This is a genomic window from Arthrobacter sp. 147(2020) (assembly GCF_013116715.1).
Lineage (GTDB): Bacteria > Actinomycetota > Actinomycetes > Actinomycetales > Micrococcaceae > Arthrobacter_D.
The window spans coordinates 1-16,727 of the sequence record NZ_JABFOM010000013.1; the positions used below are offsets into that span (position 1 = coordinate 1).

General features: G+C 61.0%; 18 protein-coding genes. 9 read left to right on the plus strand and 9 right to left on the minus strand.

Annotation, left to right across the window (positions count from 1 at the left end; translation table 11 throughout):
- The first annotated feature begins 287 nt into the window (after window positions 1–287).
- Complete coding sequence (locus HMI58_RS10180) at window positions 288–1,013, plus strand: GAF and ANTAR domain-containing protein (RefSeq protein ID WP_171619519.1); 726 nt, start codon at window positions 288–290, stop codon at window positions 1,011–1,013.
- 111 nt (window positions 1,014–1,124) lie between these two features.
- Here the strand turns inward: HMI58_RS10180 and HMI58_RS10185 are convergent, their stop codons facing one another.
- Both HMI58_RS10185 and HMI58_RS14950 read right to left on the minus strand, forming a co-directional pair.
- Window positions 1,125–1,436, minus strand: a complete 312-nt coding sequence (locus tag HMI58_RS10185; RefSeq protein WP_171619520.1) for a hypothetical protein — start codon at window positions 1,434–1,436, stop codon at window positions 1,125–1,127.
- A gap of 284 nt (window positions 1,437–1,720) precedes the next feature.
- A complete protein-coding gene (locus tag HMI58_RS14950; RefSeq protein WP_240153758.1) occupies window positions 1,721–1,870 on the minus strand; it encodes a hypothetical protein in 150 nt (49 codons plus the stop codon).
- 670 nt (window positions 1,871–2,540) lie between these two features.
- Here HMI58_RS14950 and HMI58_RS10195 point away from each other — a divergent pair.
- The 7 genes from HMI58_RS10195 (at window position 2,541) to HMI58_RS10225 (ending at window position 7,727) form a co-directional block, all read left to right on the plus strand.
- Window positions 2,541–3,056: a MarR family transcriptional regulator gene (locus HMI58_RS10195; RefSeq protein ID WP_171619524.1), complete on the plus strand. Its 516-nt coding sequence runs from the start codon at window positions 2,541–2,543 to the stop codon at window positions 3,054–3,056.
- Between the two features lie 240 nt (window positions 3,057–3,296).
- Window positions 3,297–4,064, plus strand: a complete 768-nt coding sequence (locus tag HMI58_RS10200; protein ID WP_171619526.1) for a hypothetical protein — start codon at window positions 3,297–3,299, stop codon at window positions 4,062–4,064.
- A 61-nt stretch (window positions 4,065–4,125) separates the two neighbouring features.
- Window positions 4,126–4,989, plus strand: a complete 864-nt coding sequence (locus tag HMI58_RS10205) for a PRC and DUF2382 domain-containing protein (RefSeq protein WP_171619528.1) — start codon at window positions 4,126–4,128, stop codon at window positions 4,987–4,989.
- An 84-nt stretch (window positions 4,990–5,073) separates the two neighbouring features.
- Entirely contained in the window at window positions 5,074–5,769 is a 696-nt protein-coding gene (locus tag HMI58_RS10210; RefSeq protein WP_192476290.1) for a hypothetical protein, read from the plus strand.
- Between the two features lie 95 nt (window positions 5,770–5,864).
- The gene (locus HMI58_RS10215) at window positions 5,865–6,050 is read left to right on the plus strand and encodes a hypothetical protein (RefSeq protein ID WP_171619530.1); all 186 of its coding nucleotides are present in this window, start codon (window positions 5,865–5,867) and stop codon (window positions 6,048–6,050) included.
- 109 nt (window positions 6,051–6,159) lie between these two features.
- The gene (locus tag HMI58_RS10220; protein WP_171619532.1) at window positions 6,160–6,498 is read left to right on the plus strand and encodes an Lsr2 family protein; all 339 of its coding nucleotides are present in this window, start codon (window positions 6,160–6,162) and stop codon (window positions 6,496–6,498) included.
- A gap of 173 nt (window positions 6,499–6,671) precedes the next feature.
- Window positions 6,672–7,727, plus strand: coding sequence for a PDDEXK nuclease domain-containing protein (locus tag HMI58_RS10225; protein ID WP_171587249.1), 1,056 nt, complete (start codon window positions 6,672–6,674; stop codon window positions 7,725–7,727).
- A gap of 518 nt (window positions 7,728–8,245) precedes the next feature.
- On the opposite strand, the gene HMI58_RS10230 is transcribed toward HMI58_RS10225, so the two are convergent.
- From HMI58_RS10230 to HMI58_RS10260, 7 genes are all read right to left on the minus strand, one after another.
- Complete coding sequence (locus HMI58_RS10230; protein WP_171619534.1) at window positions 8,246–8,503, minus strand: hypothetical protein; 258 nt, start codon at window positions 8,501–8,503, stop codon at window positions 8,246–8,248.
- Window positions 8,504–8,706: 203 nt separating this feature from the next.
- Entirely contained in the window at window positions 8,707–9,939 is a 1,233-nt protein-coding gene (locus HMI58_RS10235) for a saccharopine dehydrogenase NADP-binding domain-containing protein (protein ID WP_171619536.1), read from the minus strand.
- 139 nt (window positions 9,940–10,078) lie between these two features.
- The gene (locus HMI58_RS10240; protein WP_171619538.1) at window positions 10,079–11,257 is read right to left on the minus strand and encodes a serine hydrolase domain-containing protein; all 1,179 of its coding nucleotides are present in this window, start codon (window positions 11,255–11,257) and stop codon (window positions 10,079–10,081) included.
- Window positions 11,254–12,234 (minus strand): glycosyl hydrolase family 32, encoded by a 981-nt coding sequence (locus tag HMI58_RS10245; protein ID WP_171619540.1) that lies wholly within the window; start codon window positions 12,232–12,234, stop codon window positions 11,254–11,256. The genes HMI58_RS10240 and HMI58_RS10245 overlap by 4 nt, the downstream gene beginning before the upstream one ends.
- A 36-nt stretch (window positions 12,235–12,270) precedes the next feature.
- A complete protein-coding gene (locus tag HMI58_RS10250) occupies window positions 12,271–13,095 on the minus strand; it encodes a carbohydrate ABC transporter permease (RefSeq protein WP_171619542.1) in 825 nt (274 codons plus the stop codon).
- Window positions 13,095–14,078, minus strand: a complete 984-nt coding sequence (locus tag HMI58_RS10255) for a sugar ABC transporter permease (protein ID WP_171584534.1) — start codon at window positions 14,076–14,078, stop codon at window positions 13,095–13,097. The genes HMI58_RS10250 and HMI58_RS10255 overlap by 1 nt, the downstream gene beginning before the upstream one ends.
- Window positions 14,079–14,080: 2 nt before the next feature.
- Window positions 14,081–15,448: an ABC transporter substrate-binding protein gene (locus HMI58_RS10260; protein ID WP_225668027.1), complete on the minus strand. Its 1,368-nt coding sequence runs from the start codon at window positions 15,446–15,448 to the stop codon at window positions 14,081–14,083.
- 149 nt (window positions 15,449–15,597) lie between these two features.
- Here HMI58_RS10260 and HMI58_RS10265 point away from each other — a divergent pair, with 149 nt between their 5' ends.
- On the plus strand, window positions 15,598–16,617 hold the full coding sequence (locus HMI58_RS10265; protein ID WP_171619544.1) for a LacI family DNA-binding transcriptional regulator: 1,020 nt from the start codon (window positions 15,598–15,600) through the stop codon (window positions 16,615–16,617).
- Window positions 16,618–16,727 lie beyond the last annotated feature (110 nt).

Consider the following 16,727-nt stretch of genomic DNA (forward strand, 5'->3'; position numbering starts at 1 on the left):
CGACACGAACAAGCCGCCGCTTAACCCCCGACGAACTAACGAAGAGCACCACTAGTCGAGGCCGAAGTGAACCGTTCCCTGACCGTGTGAGGTCCTTGTTTTGGCGGACGCCTTCGCGGACCTCCATCGTCAGGAACACAAGGTTGGTAGGTAGGCTGTGGTCATGCGGTCCCAGACCCCGGCCGCTTACACGTTCGTCACTGCGTCTGAATCGTCCCCTCCGTACATGCCCATCACGGCGGGGACCATTGAGCCACATTTTCGGACCTGACCGAAGTTGAGACCCAATGACGGATCCTCATAGCTCTTCCCTCGGCGATTACATGCAGGACCTGGTCCTGAATACCGGCGACGTCGACGAATTCCTCAACGAACTTGTCCGGTTCTCGGTACAGGCCCTCTCGAATGATCAAGACATTCTGTGTGGGATCACCCTGTTACGTCATCGCAGGGCCGGCACCGTTGCCAGCAGCAGCGCCGAAGCGCAGAAAACCGACGAAATCCAGTACAAATATGGTGCCGGGCCATGCCTCCGAGCCTCTCGTGAACAGACCGTCATCTACGTCGCCGATATGCGCACGGAAAAGCGGTGGCCCGAGTACACGCCAGTCATGGTGAAAGAAGGGATACTCTCGTCGCTGGCCATCCCGTTCGATCTTGAAGGGGAAACGAAAGCAGCGATGAACCTGTACTCGAGAGAGCCGAACTATTTCGAAGGGTCCATGCGGGACATCGTGCAGGCGCATGTTCGTCAAACCTCTAAAGCGTTTCGGTTAGCCGTCCTGGTCGCGGAACGCACCGAGCGGGCCAACGATCTAGCGCATGCTTTAGAATCCCGCACCACCATTGATCTGGCGGTGGGCATCGTCATGGGACAGAACCGGTGCACCCAAGATGAGGCGTTCGAAATCCTGAAATCCGCTTCAAGCACACGGAACATCAAATTGCGGGATCTCGCCGCGCAACTCGTTACCTCTAGCGGAGGCGAAAGCGCCCGAACCCACTTCGAATGAGCTACTCGCCGCACCCCGCACGGTTAGAATTTGGCAGGACCGGCAGCAATGGGGTCAGGTCCGTGACAATTTTTCGTGGTTCAGGCGGGTGTCATCACAGAGGCTATGTCATCACTGAGGGTGCTGTCCCAATCGGTGGTTGAGCTCGTCGGAGAGGATTCCGTAGTCTTCGCGTGCACCGAAGCGGGGGAAGTCTTTATTCATCTCCCGAAACATCCGGTTACACAGGCTAACCAATTCTTCGACGGCGAGTTCGGAAAGATCTGCTGGAACCATGGGCAGCTCGTCGTCGCCCAGATCGAAAAGTGCGTAGAGGTCGCAATCTGAGAGGGCGGAAGTCTCCGGAGAGCTATTGGAAAGGCGATATTCTTCGAGAATTCGATCGGTGTCTGTGCCGAGAATGTTTGGGGATTTGAGGTCCATGAGGTGCTCCACAAGGTAAGCGTTTCCTGCAGGCTCTTTGCTAAACCGACATTTTCGAGCCTAGGGCACTCCGGCCTTTCCGTAAACCTTTAACCAGATTGACCACCATCTCGATGCTGAGAAACCCTCGGCTGATCAGCACTGCTGAAGCGCACAGCCTCACAGTAAGAAAGGGCACATGATGACGCTACACAACGCGTGGCTCATGCCCGGGACAGTCGGTGAACGGGGTTATCCTCGGGGTCTATGCCCTGGCATCTTCGAGAGCCCTCAGCACGATCCGTCTACTTCGCGATCGACGTCAGATACCGGATGATTGCCTGAAGGGGGCGGCGCAGTTCATAGCCCTGCGAGTCCGCGACGTTGGTGAGGTTCTTTTCGATGTCCTGCGCTTCTTCCAGTACTGTCCGGCCTTTGCTGCTGATGGCTACCATCCGCACCCTTCGGTCCGGGCCGCTGCGAGTTCTGGTCAGATGATCTGACGCTTCCAAACGCTCGATAGTTCTGCCGATTGTTTGAGGTTGAACGTGCATGAGTTCCGCGAGCTCGTTCTGGGCCATCGGGCCATGGGTGTTCAACGCCGTCAAAACGTTGATGCCAGCGGGGGTGACGCCAATTTCTAGTAGCGCCCTATTAAGTGCCCTCTCGGATAGCCGAGCGGCGGTGCTTAGGAGGCGCCCGGTTGACCAATTCTCTAGATCTGACATGGGACTCCTCTCACGTGCTATCGCTATCACTCGGGAAGGACAACGGCCGGTGTTCCCCGTCCCAGTCTCAGCAGCTACTGGTAGGCAAAGCTTCTTGGATGTGGGTTCCCTTAAATCGGCTTTGCGTCTGCTGGGGCTTCACGCCCACTGCCGGGCTTCTTCACCAGCAGACGCAAAGCCTACTTACTATTTCACATCACATAAGGCGTGATGGAAAGAGGTGCGCCTTGTACCCAGTCAGTCAAGAACCTCGAAGCGGAGGTAAGGCTTTAGGAGACAGCCATTAGTCGCTCGTCCTTTGGAGGCCCTACGCCTGGCGTGCAAAGATGCCTCTTCCGGCGTCGACAGTATGCTGCTCACACTCTTGTATGCCTGACTCGCGGCCTAGACTTAGTGAATGGCTCCTCCCCGCGCTTCTGCTCAAGATGGGTGCGGGCATGCCCCAGCACCGGACCAAGCGGATGGTGTTCAGGTTCTAAATATTTTGCGCTCTTACCATGCCGCCGAAAAGGCACAGCGGGACAGAATGCGAGGTTCTATGGAGATGAACGACGCTGATCTTTCAGCTCTTGCGCATCTCTTGCAGGCAGATCACGAAGGCCGGGCCCTACGACCGATAGACCTTTCACGGCTCCTGAACATTTCCACGGCGTCCACCACCACCTTGATCGACCGCCTGGAAACAAGTGGTCACCTGACCAGAGGGGCACACCCCACCGACAAACGCGCGCTGATCCTGATCCCCACAATGGGTGAGGACACTGATGTCTACCAAACCTTCAGTGTGATCTATCAGCGCATGCTTGCCGTCGCGCAATCCCTCACCCCCATCGAAGCCGCGACGGTCGGCAAATTTCTTGGGCAAATCACTGCGGCCCTCGACCCTGCAAGCGCCCCTCGCTCCCCCGCCTGAGCACCCTCCCTAGGTACGACATCAGTAACGCCGGGATCGCCCCTGCCTCGCGCAATCTGACACGAACGCATTTTCGCTAGTCTTCCTGTTAATAAGCAGGCTTTCTATTAACGCGTTTAGCACCTACTCTTAGGGACTACAGATCCCGGGGCTAAGACACCGTCGGACTGAAGTGCCCTTCGGATTGGCCCCTCGGGACGAAAACGCAAGGCAAATTGATCGGACTACTAGGAGATTTTCGTGCAAGAAACACTCATTGGCGGGTTGGCCGCGGTGGTGGCGTTTGTGCCATTGCTACTGCTCTTCCTCGTCATTCTCATTGTTGGCCTGTTAGTCGCTAAGGCGATCTCGAAAGCACTTTCGAAGGTGTTGGAAAAGGTTGGGTTCGACCGTTTGGTGGAGCGCGGCGGTGTGAAGAAGGCGTTGGATAAGTCCTCGATGGATGCCAGCGACATCATCGCGAAGATCCTGTACTACACCTTGGTGCTATTCGTGCTGCAATTCGCCTTTGGCGTTTTCGGGCCCAACCCGGTCAGTGACCTGTTGGCCGGCATCATCGCGTTCCTGCCCAAGGTCATCATTGCCATCATCATCATCATCATCGCCTCAGCAATCGCTGCAGCAGTCAAGGGACTAATCCAGAACACGTTAGGCGGCCTTTCCTACGGGAAGGCTCTGGCGAACATTGCCAGCATCTTCATCATCGGTATCGGCGTTATCGCCGCGCTGAACCAGGTGGACATCGCTGTCACCGTCACCACCCCAATCCTCATCGCGGTCCTCACAGCCATTGTCGGCGTGATCGTGGTTGGTGTTGGCGGCGGGCTGATCAAACCAATGTCACAGCGCTGGGAAACCTACCTCACCAAGGCTGAAGAAGAAGCCCCCAAGATCAAGGAACAAGCCCAGAGCGCGCCATCCGTCAAGGACCAGGCTCAGCAGGCCAAAACCAAGGCCCAGCAGGCAGCGAAGACGGAACCTCAGGCACCGGGCGCGCACCGCTACTAGACCCACCCGCACAATCGCACTGTCCAGCAGTACATCGAAGTTAGATAGCAAGGAGCAGACCATGATTACGCAGGAAAACATTGACCGTCTTCTGAGCAACGGCGGAAACGTCATCGACAGCGATGGCACCAAAGTCGGTTCAGTCGGACAGATCTACTTGGATGACCAGACCGGCAACCCCAGCTGGGTCACCGTGAAGACCGGCATGTTCGGCACCTCGGAATCCTTCGCACCCCTGGAAGGCGCCAGCACCGACGGTGACGACATCCAGGTCAGATACACCAAGGACCAGATCAAAGACGCCCCCCGGATGGACCCTGACGGTAGCCTGTCCATCGAAGAAGAAGGCCAGCTCTATCAGCACTATGGACTGAGCAGCCCCAGCGGTACCGGAACCTACGACGAGGCCGGCACGTATGACGAGTCGGCGGCGACGCGCGGCGACCAGGGCTTCCAGCGCACTGACGAACGCAATGACACTGTCGGCGAGTCCGGTGTTGTCGGCCATGACACGTCCGGTCCGACCACTGATGACGCGATGACTCGTTCTGAGGAACGCCTACACGTTGGTACCGAAAACCGGGAAACCGGTCGGGCCAGGTTGCGTAAGCACGTGGTGACCGAAATGGTCACCAAGACGGTGCCGGTCAGCCGTGAGGAAGTAACCATTGAGCGCGAGCCCATCACCGATGCCAACCGCGGTGACGCTACCTCGGGGCCGGACATTAGCGAAGAGGAACACGAAGTGATCCTTCACGCCGAAACCCCCGTCGTGGACAAGGAAACCGTTGCGGTAGAACGTGTGCGCCTGGGCAAGGAAACCGTCACCGATCAGGAAACCGTGACGGAGGAAGTTCGCAAGGAACAAATCGACACCGACACTGATGCCGACCTCACCGACGACAGCCGCCGGGACAACCGCTAAAACTCATTGCCAACTCCCCGCCCGGTCGGGTACCCCTCAGTAGGTACTCGACCGGGTGGTGACGGCCCTGATAGAGGAGTACACATGAGTACCAGTGCAGGTCCGGCCAAATCCTCGGACGATAATCGTCCAGATTCCGGCCATACCGGAAACAGTGCGGACTCAGGGCGCACCAACCGCGACCACGGTGATGCACTCCACCGCGATAATGATCCGGACACTAATCGTGATCTGAAGCATGATGTCGCCCGGGAGAAGGAAGAGTTCGGCGGGATCAAGATCGGCTCCGCATTCTTTGGGTGGCTCACCGCTACCGGTACCGCGATTCTCCTGAGTGCCCTGGCTGCCGCGCTCGGCGCGGCCGTGGGCTCGGCAACAAACACCGACATCGCCGGAGAAGCCACCGCCGATCCACAGACCGCCGGCATCGTCAGTAGCATCGTGCTGTTGGTGATCTTGTTGATCGCCTACTACTGCGGCGGATACGTTGCTGGCAGAATGGCACGATTTAACGGCATCAAGCAAGGCGTTGCCGTGTGGGTTTGGGCCATCGTCATCGCCATCTTCGTGGCAGTACTGGGCCTCATCGCGGGGGATCAGTTCAACATCCTTTCGCAGATCAACAGTTTCCCGCAGATCCCCGCCGGCGATGACCTCACAACGACAGGGATCATCGCCGCAATCATCGCGGCCGCGGTTGCGCTTCTTGGAGCGATTCTTGGAGGCCTCGCCGGGATGCGTTTCCACCGCAAAGTAGACAAAGCCGGGCTACGAACCTAAGCAACTTCCCTACAACATCGGTAATCGAACGTGGAGACTGCAACAGATGAATGGTCTCTTCGGTAGAACCGGGCAACCAACCGAAGGAGAGCACCATGAAAATCGACAAGCAACAGATCCTCGACCATCTCAAAGACCAGGGAGACAACGACAAAGCCGACCAAGCCAGTCAGGACCTGCCTGATCAGGTGGATACCGACAAGGACCAGGGTTTGCTCAGCAAGTTGGGCATTAACCCTCAAGACCTCATCGGCAAACTCCCGGGCGGCTTCGGAGGGTAACTAGGATTCACCGAGAACCGGCCCTGTAACGGTACAAACCCTCCCGTTGCAGGGCCTTCTCCGTTCCCGAACCAAAACCAAGAGCAATATTCTTGAAAGGAGAAAAATAGTGCAACATGTGCAAGTTCAGCTAATCGATGATCTCAACGGCCAGAAAGCTCAGGAAACCGTCTCTTTCGGAATCGACGGAACGAAGTACGAAATCGACCTGACAACGCAGAATGCCGCGCAGTTGCGTTCAATCCTCTCCGACTACGTGGACCAGGGCCGGAAAGCAGCCAGTGACAATAGGGGCCAGAACATGCAACAAGGGCTCTCCACGACTCACGGTAAGCCCCAAAGAATCCAGCAAGTGCGCCAATGGGCACAAACTAACGGTTTTAACCCCGGCACCCGGGGTCGGATCCCATACTCAATCCTGGAAGCCTACAACAACGCCCACAAATGAGCTGAGAGCAACCAAAGCGGCAAACAAATGCTGCCGACCAGCACAAGCGGTGCAGGAAGAACCCCGCGCAGATCCACGCCCCAATTGCGCCGATAACATCTGATACGTCAGTCCGGGCCCTGGCTCAGCCTGACGATTCGCGGCAATGTCGCTGCGCTCGGGACAATGAATCCATGACATCTGCTGACCTTGTTCTTCCCGATGGTTACGACCAGACTCTCGTTGCTCTGAAAGTGCGCGTTCGTGATGCCCGTCTCCGAGCCCAGCGCACAGTTAACACTGAGCTGATCGAGCTGTACTGGTCGATTGGCCGGGAAATATTGGTTAGGCAGGACCAGCAGGGCTGGGGAACCAAAGTTATTAGCCGGCTTGCTGAGGACCTCCGAGAGGAGTTCCCCGATATGAAAGGCTTCTCGCCGCGGAACCTGCAATATATGACGACGTTTGCCCGGGAATGGGGTGGGGATTCAATTGCGCCACAGCTTGTGGCGCAATTGCCTTGGGGGCACATCCGAACAATCCTCGACAAGTCCCTTCCCCCGGGAGCACGGGACTGGTACGCCGCAGCTGCGGTTGAGTACGGGTGGTCGCGGAACGTGTTGCTGAACATGATCATGAACAAGTCCATGGATCGCACCGGGGCGGCCCCGTCGAACTTCACCCGGAGCCTCTCCCCCACAGACTCCGAACTCGCGCAGCAGGTCGCTAAAGACCCCTACGCCTTCGAATTCCTGGGACTGAGCGGCGAGGTAGCCGAAAGAGACCTCGAGCGGGCTCTGACAGAGCGGATCGTTGACACGTTACGGGAACTCGGCGCGGGCTTCGCGTTCGTCGGCAGGCAGGTCCACTTCGACGTCGGCGGGGACGACTTTTACATCGATCTGCTGTTCTTCCACGTCGAACAGCTGCGGTACTTCGTGATCGAACTCAAAACCGGCAAATTCCAGCCCGAATACGCCGGGAAACTGAACTTCTACGTCGCCCTGGTCGATGACAAACTCAAACTCCCCACACACCGCGAAACCGTCGGGATCCTCATCTGCGGCAGCAAAAACGAGCACACCGTCCGATACGCCCTAGGACGAGCGGATTCACCCATGGCCGTGTCCACCTACACCTACGAATCCCTCCCCGCAGGAGAGAAGGAAGCCCTTCCTGGAGCTGACGAACTCAGCGCGGCATTCGACCAGCTCGAAGTCCCCATGGCCCGACAGATTAGGGCCGAATAGTCTTTCCGACACCGTAAGATAGCAATACTCTGTGGGTCGTGTTCATTCCAGCCATTACCGTGGAGAAAGACCCCGATGACTGGGGTCCGTGCTTTTCCAAAGCGGCATGAACGCTGACGTACCTGCACGTTTTTCAGGCCAGTAGGGACGCTAGCGAATAGGTCGGAGCGGCTCGCCGGCTCTCGCCCCGAGGAACCACTCCGACCTGTATCAGCGGACGGTTTACCGCTTGAACGGTTCCCGAACAGCGTGAGCGATGGACATGCGTGGACCTTCGTATGAAGGCTGGCAGGCACTTCCGATCAAAAACTCAGTCTGACGTTGAGACCGTGCAGGGGTTTCGCTCCCCTGTGGTTTACAGTACGACGCCGAGGCTCGATCTCATACGAGTAGTACTACTTGATTTCAGGCACTCATCTACTTGCTTTCGATGCAATTAAGAAAGCAATAGAAGGACAGTCGAAGTCTTCCCTAACCCTTCTCACTCTTCATGCGAATGCCGATAACGTTCTAATATGTCAACTAAACAATCTCTCGGAACACCCATACTGCTTCCAGAAGGCGCCGTATGCATCCCTTAGCCCGAGCACAACGTTTCGTAGTGCGTTGACGATGCGCGTTTCCCTCTGGTCGTCGCCCGCTTCCATCCAGTTCGTCACGAAGGCGATGCTCAGACCCAGTTCTGGTTCGGCAAACGAGACCTGCCCGCCTGCGCCGTCGTGACCGAAGCCGTCGGCAGAGACGTAGCGGCGTGCCTCGGTGGCCAGCTTGAGCACTGTCGGATCGAGCCACCGGGCGGTGGCGGTGTCATAGACGTCATCGCGTGGTTGGGCCAGTCAATGACCCCCGGTTCAGCTGCGGCAATCTGCATCTGGACCGACTCGCGGAGGCTCTCGCCAGCCACCAGATGGGCGATGGTCAACCACTTCCGCTTCCTGCAGGGCTAAAACTCAGAGATTGTGGTCCGACTCCGCTTTCGTCACGTGAGGGAAGTGACGTCGTAGGTATGGCCTGCGGCGCGCAGCCTCTCCACCAGGACGACACCGAAGGCAGTCGCCGGGGTAAGCGACCCTGTGCTGGGCGGCAGGCGGTCCCCGTCCGAGGTGAGTAAGATCGCGACTTCCCCTGCCATCACGGCGGTGGCAGCGTATCCCGGGTCGCCGGGTCCTGCCACGACGGCCCGGTACCGCCGGCCGCTCTCCGTGGAAGCAGTCACCTGAGAATGGAACCAGCCTGAGCGCCGCGCGGCCTCGCTCGGGCCCTCTCCGGGCGCCGGAAGGACGCGGTCCAGCAGTTTCCTCGTGGGAGGAAGGGCCAGTGCGGCTCCGAACACCCGTAGACCGAGCGCCGTCGCTCCGGCAATGACGGCGCCGACGGGCCCTCGACCCATGCACATCACCTCGCCATACCGCAGGGACCTGCCGTAGGCCCAACTCTGCAGGGCGTTACTGCGACGCACGATCCGCGTGTTCGCCGATGCCATGATGAAGGGAGCGGTCCGCATGCCGTCCTCCGACCGGCCGATCCACCCCAGATCCGACGGCTGCCTGGTCGAGGGCTCCAACGTCCGGTCCGGGCTGAGCGAGTAGGGATCGTCGGCGAGCGATCGCAGCACAGAGTCCGCCCGCATACCGTCCAACTGCCCACGCATTGACTCGATGGTGCCGCCGCTGAAACCGCCCTTCGCCCTGGCGACGAGCTGAACCTCGGTCAGGCCGCCCGCACCATCGGCCTCCGCAGCCTGGTGCAGGAGGAGCACCGCGAGGTCGGACGGGACGGAATCGTAGCCGCACGCATGAACGATCCGTGCACCTGTAGTCCTCGCCAGCGCGTCCCAACGGTCGATGGCTTCACGGACAAATGACACCTCGCCCGTCAGATCCCCGTAGTGGGTACCGGCGCGGGCACACGCCTCGACAACCGGCAGCCCATACTTTGCGTAAGGACCCACCGTGGTGAAGAGAACTCTGGTACTCGCTGCAAGCGCCGCGAGCGAGTCAGGACGCTCCGAATCGGCCTCGATGAGGGCCCAGTCCTGCGCGGCGACCGGCAGCCTGGAGCGTACGGCCTCAAGCTTCTCCTTCGACCTCCCCGCGAGTCCCACACGCAGGTGCGCAGGAGCGTGGTTTGCAAGGTATCCGGCGATCAGCTCACCAACGAAGCCGGTCGCACCGAAAAGAACCAGGTCGTAATCGCGCGCTAGAGCCTCCATGCCAGCAGTCTTCCACAGCCGAAACTATCCATTCCAACTGTCTCCTGAACCTTCAGCAGTCCTGCCCGTTGTCCGCTGCGGATTCTTCAACGCCGATCCTCGACCAGACACCGCCCGGAGCAGGCGCCGCATGCGTCATTTAGCTCACGAGGATCGTACGCAGCTCGTCGACGATGCTCGTGGCCCTCCGGTCATCGCCGGCTTCCATCCAGTTCGTCACGAACGCGATGCTCAGACCCAGTTCAGGTTCAGCGAACGAGACCTGCCCGCCTGCGCCGTCGTGACCGAAGCCGTCGGCAGAGACGTAGCGGCGTGCTTCGGAATCGAGCTGGAATCCCGCACCCCATCGCGGCCACGGGGCGGGCGCAGGGAACACCGGCGACCCTTCGCTTCGTGCCTCCGTGGCTAGCTTGAGCACAGTCGGATCGAGTCGTCGGGTGGTGGCAGTGTCGTGGATGGCCGAGGACCAGGCAGCCGACATCCCTCGGGCGGTGGCAATCCCGCCAGCTCCGGGGAAGGAACCAGCCCTGACATCAGACCGGTTGAAGCCGGAGTTGGGGCTCACCAGTTCTTGGGGGAAGGCCTCCCCCAGCGTCATGGCGTGGTTCGGCCAGTCAATGGCACCGGGGTCGGCTGCGGCAATCTGCATCTGGACCAGCTCACGGAGACTCTCGCCTGCTTCCAGGTGGGCAATGTTCAACTGGTCGTCGACAGGAACACCCACCCGCAGGTCGGCACCCAGCGGCCCCGCGAGGGTCTCAGCAAGGTACTCACCGGGCATCTTCCCGGTGACCCGGCGAATAATCTCGCCCGTAAGCCAGCCGTGAGTCAGCGCGTGGTATCCGTATCCGGAGCCTGGCTCCCATAGCGGTTCCTGACCGGCGAGCAGGCCGGTCATGGTGTCCCAGTCGAGGGCTTCCTCAAGGCTCACCGATCGCCGGGGCGCCGATACACCAGCGCGGTGCGCCAGCGCATCACCGATAGTGATCCCGCCCTTGCCGTGGGCGCCGAACTCCGGCCAGACATCGGTGATCGGTGTTTCGTAATCCAGCCGACCGGCTTCCACGAGCCGCGCGATGAGGATGGACATGATCCCCTTGGTGCAGGAGAAGACAACTGATGAAGTATCACGGGTCCAGGGTGTGGAGTCGCGGGCATCTGCAACCCCACCCCAGAGGTCGACCACGAGTTCACCCTGATGGTGGACCGCGAGCGCTGCGCCCATCCGGGGTCGCCCCTCGAAGGCAGCCTCAAAAGCGTCCCGCACCGAGACGAAGCGCTCATCGACTGACCCATGAATACCGTTGACGTCGCTCACGCGTTGACCTTTGCTCGTGCTGTTGAGAGTGAAAGTGATCCATCGCTCGCCCAGGACAAGGGCAAAGGATCCGAAATACCGCTAATAAAGGTGCCGTCCCGGTCAACGTTCTCGAACGCCAACAGCACCCACTGACCCGACCGGGTTTGCACCGCGCGTCCGGCGTAGAGGTCCTCGTCAGTCAGCCGAACCGCAGCAGCGGTGTCGAGCGGACCAGCCAGCGAGTCCGATGCCAGGGGTAGCGCCCAGATCCCGCCCTGCACGCCGCCCGCCTGACGCGCTCCGGCGAGATGCCCGGTATCGCAAGAGAAGAGCAGCACTGGTCGGCCATCAATGGTCACCAGCTGCACCACCTCGATGTGCGCGAACCCCGCACCCGGCTCACTCAACGGCGGCTGGGCGGTCCACTGCTCCAGATCCGGCGACGTTACATGCCCGACAACTCCGCCGTCCCGCCCGTCACCCGAGCGGGTGCGTGCGGTGACCAGCATGTGCCATAGCCCGGTGGAGTCCCGGTGGATCCACGGGTCGCGCCACGCCTCCTCATGCCAGGTGCCGTCGGAAAGGGTCTCGTACCAGCGGGGATCCGCCGAGATCTGGCCCGGTTTCTTGGTCCAGGAGGCGAGATCCGGCGACACAGCCCGGCCAATCGTCTCCACATTGGTGATGGCCTCCGGGGACAGGAACCGTGACCCGGTGTAGAACATGTTCCACACGCCGTCATCGCCACGGACCACGCTCCCGGTCCAGGTGGCGCTGCCGTCAAAGGAACCCGGCTCCCCGGGCTCAAGGACCACCCCGTGGTCGTCCCACGTCGTCAGGTCCGTTGAGGTTGCGTGCCCCACCCGGGCGTTGCGATGCCGGAGATTGGGATCCCCCAGCGACTTCGGAGCGTGGAGGTAGAAGAGGTGGTGAGTCTCGCCGTCGTCGGCGTGCCAGAAATCCCAGACCCACTGGTCGGCGAGAGTGAAGCTCATGGATGGTCCTTAGTGGAAGCCGGAGGTGAAGCGGCGTTAGCCCTTCACAGCACCCTGGAGCAGGGCGCGGACAAACTGGCGCTGGAAGATCAGGAACACGATGATGGCCGGGGTAATGATGAGCAGCGCCCCCGCGTTCAGGAGCGGAATACTCAGCGAGTACTGGCCCTGGAAGAAGGTCAGCGCGCCGGCCACCGTTCGATCGAGCGGGTTCGCGATCAGCACCACCGGCAGGAGGAACTGGTTCCAGGTCCAGAGGAACAGCAGGATCGCCAGCGCCGAAAGGGCGGGCACCGCGAGCGGAAGCTGGATCTGGCGGAACTCCTGCCAGATCGACGCGCCATCCACCCGGGACGCCTCGGACAGTTCCTTCGGTACGTTGATGAAGTGGGCACGCATCCAGAACACGCTGAACGGCATGAATAGCCCCAGCAGCGGGAAGATCACTGCCCACTGGGTGTTGAGGGTGCCCATCGCCTGGGACTGGTAGTACAGCGGGATGATCAGCGCTTCGAACGGGATGGTGAGCCCGGCGACGAAGAAGATCAGGATCGCCCGGCCGCCCTTGGGTGCCAACGCTCCGAGCGCGTAGCCGGCGAGGGTGGCGATCAACAGCGACGCTGGCACCACACCCAGCACGATGAACGCACTGGACTGCATGAGCCGCCAGACGTTGCCCACTTCGAACGCGGTGACGAAGTTGCCCCACTGGGGGTCGGTGGGCCAGACGAGTCCGGTGGGGTTCCGGTCCGCGGGCTGCAACGCCGCTGAGAGCATGCTGATCAGGGGCAGGAGGGTGAGGATGATGGCGACCGCCAGCAGCAGTCGGCCCAGGAATAGTTCGCTACGGCTGGTACGCATCAGTCGTTTACCTTCGAAAGTCGCTGGATGGGGAGCACCACTAGCAGGACGATGACCATCAGCACCATGCCGAAGGCTGACGCGAGTCCGACGTCGCTCTGGGTGAACCCGATCCGGAAGATGGAGATGCCGGGGACCAGGGTCGCGCGGCCCGGCCCACCCTGGGTGGAGGTGTAGACAATGTCGAAGCTACTTAGCGCGGCGATGATCGTGAGGGTCGCGAGGACGGCGATCTCCTGCTTGAGCCCGGGCAAAGTGACGGTGAAGAATTCGCGCCACCAGCCGGCGCCATCGAGGCGTACCGCTTCGTAGAGGGACGAGTCGATCTTGCCGATGCCGGTCAGCAGCAAAACGGTGCAGAGTCCGGTGAGGACCCAGGAGCCGATGAGCCCGACGGCGGGAAGTGCCGTGTTGTAGTCGGCCAGCCACGAGCGCGTGATGCCGCCGAGGCCAATGGCGTTGAGGAACTGGTTGACCGTTCCGGTCTGCGCGTACATCCACGCCCAGGCGATACCCGCCGCGGCCAGGGGAACGATCTGCGGGAGGAAGAGAATGGTTTGCGCTGCCGAGGCTGCGGGCCCCTGCCGCATGGACCGGATCAGGCTGGCCAGCATCAGGCCGGTGCCGATCGGGATCAGGGTGAAGAAGATGATCAGGGTGATGGCGTTCAGGATGGAGCCGAGGAGCACCGGGTTGGTGAGCACCTCGGTGTAGTTGGCGATCCCGACAAAGGTGGAGGCGCCCACGCCGTTCCAGTCGTAGAACGAGTACTGCAGGCCCATGAGCATCGGGAAGATGACAAACCCGATGTACACGGCGAGAGCGGGGAGCAGCATGAGCCAGGCCGCATAACCGGCTCGGCCTACTGACTTGCGTTTGCCCTGCTTGGGGATGGCCACTACCGGCCCTGTTGGCGCGGAACCGGTGGCTACTGGTTCGCCTTGCCCGGTATCGCGGACAGGGCCGGTGGTGGCCTCTTTCATTACTACTCGCCTACTTCATTTTCGTAGAACTCCTGCACACGAGTGACAAACTCTTCGCCAGTGATCATTGAAGTCACGAGCAGCTGCGACTCGGGGATGATGGCTCCAGCGTAGATGCCTGCGGTGGTGTTGGACATGAAGTCCACCTGGCCGTTTTCTTCACCGATCTGTGCTGCCATTTCGAGGGCGTTGGCGATCAGCGAGCCTTCTTCAACGGTGGGCTGTTCCAGGGCGGGGTCGCCACCGGGGGACGCGCCGGTCACATCGGTGATGATCTGGCGGGCGGCTGGGTCCGTGTGGATCCAGTCGAGGAAGTACGCGGTGGTGTCCAGGTCGTCCGAGCCGGCGGCTACGGAGAACGAGTTGGCTGCACCCATGGCAACGTGATCGCCGCCTTCTTCAACCGGTGGGACCAGGAAGAATTCGACGTCGTCGCCCAGTGCTTCCTGGTAGTTGGCTGCCTCCCAGTTGCCGTTGAAGGCGAAGAGGCCCTCGCCTTCGGAGAAGCGGGTCACGAAGGTGAAGTAGTCAACAGCGTTGATGTCCTCGGGGAAGTAGCCTGCGTCAGCCCAGTCACGGATGAGTTCGGCACCCTCGATGTTGCCTTCCGTGGCGTAGCTGCTGCCGGGCTCGTTGAACATCCAGGACAGGAACTCGTCCTTGTCGGCGTACTGGTTCATCGCGGCCTGGACAACGAAGTTCACGACGCCGTCCTGGTCGCCGGCCATGATGGGGACCTCCCCGGCTTCCTTGGCTGTTGCGAGGTCTTCCTCGAGCTCGGCCATGGTCTGGGGAGGTGCGTCGATGCCGAGTTCTTCGGCAATGGCGGTGTTCATGTAGATACCGGTCACACTGTAGCCAAGGCCCACCTGGTACAGCGGACCGGAGCCACGGGTGCCTTCGTCGTTCATCCGCAGTGGAGCCAGCTGCGTTTCGGGCCAGGCGTCCCAGCCGTAGGCCTCGGCGTAGGGGTCCAGGTTGGCGAGCAGTCCGTCATTGGCGGCTTCACCAATGGTTGGGAGGCGGATCAGGTCTGGTGGGTTGTCGCCGGCGAGGAGCCGGGGAGCGTTGGCGGTGAGGTTCTGGAACGTGTCGCGCGTGATTTCGAACGTGACGTTGGGGTGCTGCTTGGTGAACTCCTCAGCCAGTACGTCGGTCACCGGGAAGCCGGTTTCGTCAGCGATGGTCAGCGTGACCTCTTCGGTGGTGAGCTCGGTGTTGACCTCGACGGCGGCAGCTTCGGAAGCATCAGCATCCGACGGCGCGCTGCCCCCGGGTGCGCAACCGGCAAGGGCGAAGCCAGCGGCGGCCATGAAGGCTACTACGGCAACGGGTCGACGGCGGCCTGGGCGCCGTAGTGGTGAATTCATGGGTGACTCCTTCGTCGATGACTCTCTGCACGAGATCCACTGTGATGAATGCTAAATCCATTCAGCACCCAGCTTGCGGCCTAAATCCGGATTGCGCAAGTAGTTTGCCAAGTCGTTATCAAGAGTTAGCATCAAGCAGGAGGAAAACGATGACCACCAAGCGTGTGACCCTTGCCGACGTCGCACGTCGGGCAGGTTTGTCGTCCTCCGCTGCCTCGATGATTCTCAACGGCCGCCCGGACACCCGGCTGTCCCAGGACGCCCACGATCGGGTCAACCGCGCCGCCGCCGAATTGGGGTACCGACCCAACGTCGCGGCCCGCAGCCTCCGGGTCGACAAGACCCAGACCATCGGTTTCATTTCGGACACCGTTGCCACGACCCGTTTCGCCAGTGGCCTGATCAAGGGTGCCCTCGCGGCCGCCGAACAGGCGGAGCACGTCATCCTGCTGGCCGAGACCGGCGGTGATCCCGTCCGGGAGGCCGAAGCCATTGCTGCCCTGCTGGACCGGCAGGTAGACGGCATTGTTTTCGCGACCATGCGGTCTCGCGAGGTGGAGGTTCCCACCCTCCCCGGAAACACCCGGGTGGTGTTGCTGAACGCGATCAGCGATAGCCCCTCAATATCGGTGCTGCCGGACGAGGAACGTGGCGGCAGGGCGGCTGTGTCACTCCTTGCCGACGCCGGTCACCGGGAAGGGATTGTCCTGCTCGGACATAACGAGGTGACCGAGCGAGATCTCTTCCGATCGACCACTGTCGCGCGTCGCCTCGCAGGCATTCGCGCGGAGATGCAGGACCGCGGTTTGACCTTCATGAGCGAGCAATCCGTCTGGGACTGGGTGCCCAACAATGGGTATGCACTCGTGGATGCGCTCCTCGCTGATGGGACTGTGCCACGCGCACTGCTGTGCCTGAACGACCCGCTCGCCTTCGGCGCTTATCAAGCGCTCACCGAGCATGGGCTGCGCGTGCCCGACGACGTCTCGATCGTCTCGTTCGACAACGACGAGATCGCCTCGTACCTGCGCCCCGGCCTGACGACGATCGCCCTTCCCCATGAGGAGATGGGCGCCCGCGCCGTTGAGCTACTCCTGGACGGGTCGGCACGCGGCGAGCATCTCGTCGAGATGCCCGTCGTCGTGCGCGACTCCATCCGCCAGGCCTAGCAACCGCTCCCTCCGCTGTTGGCACGAGCCCCTCGCTACCGAGGGGCTCCCGGCACGCCTAAACCTCGCCACCTATGTGACACGCCTCTCATCTTCCTGTTGACATGTGA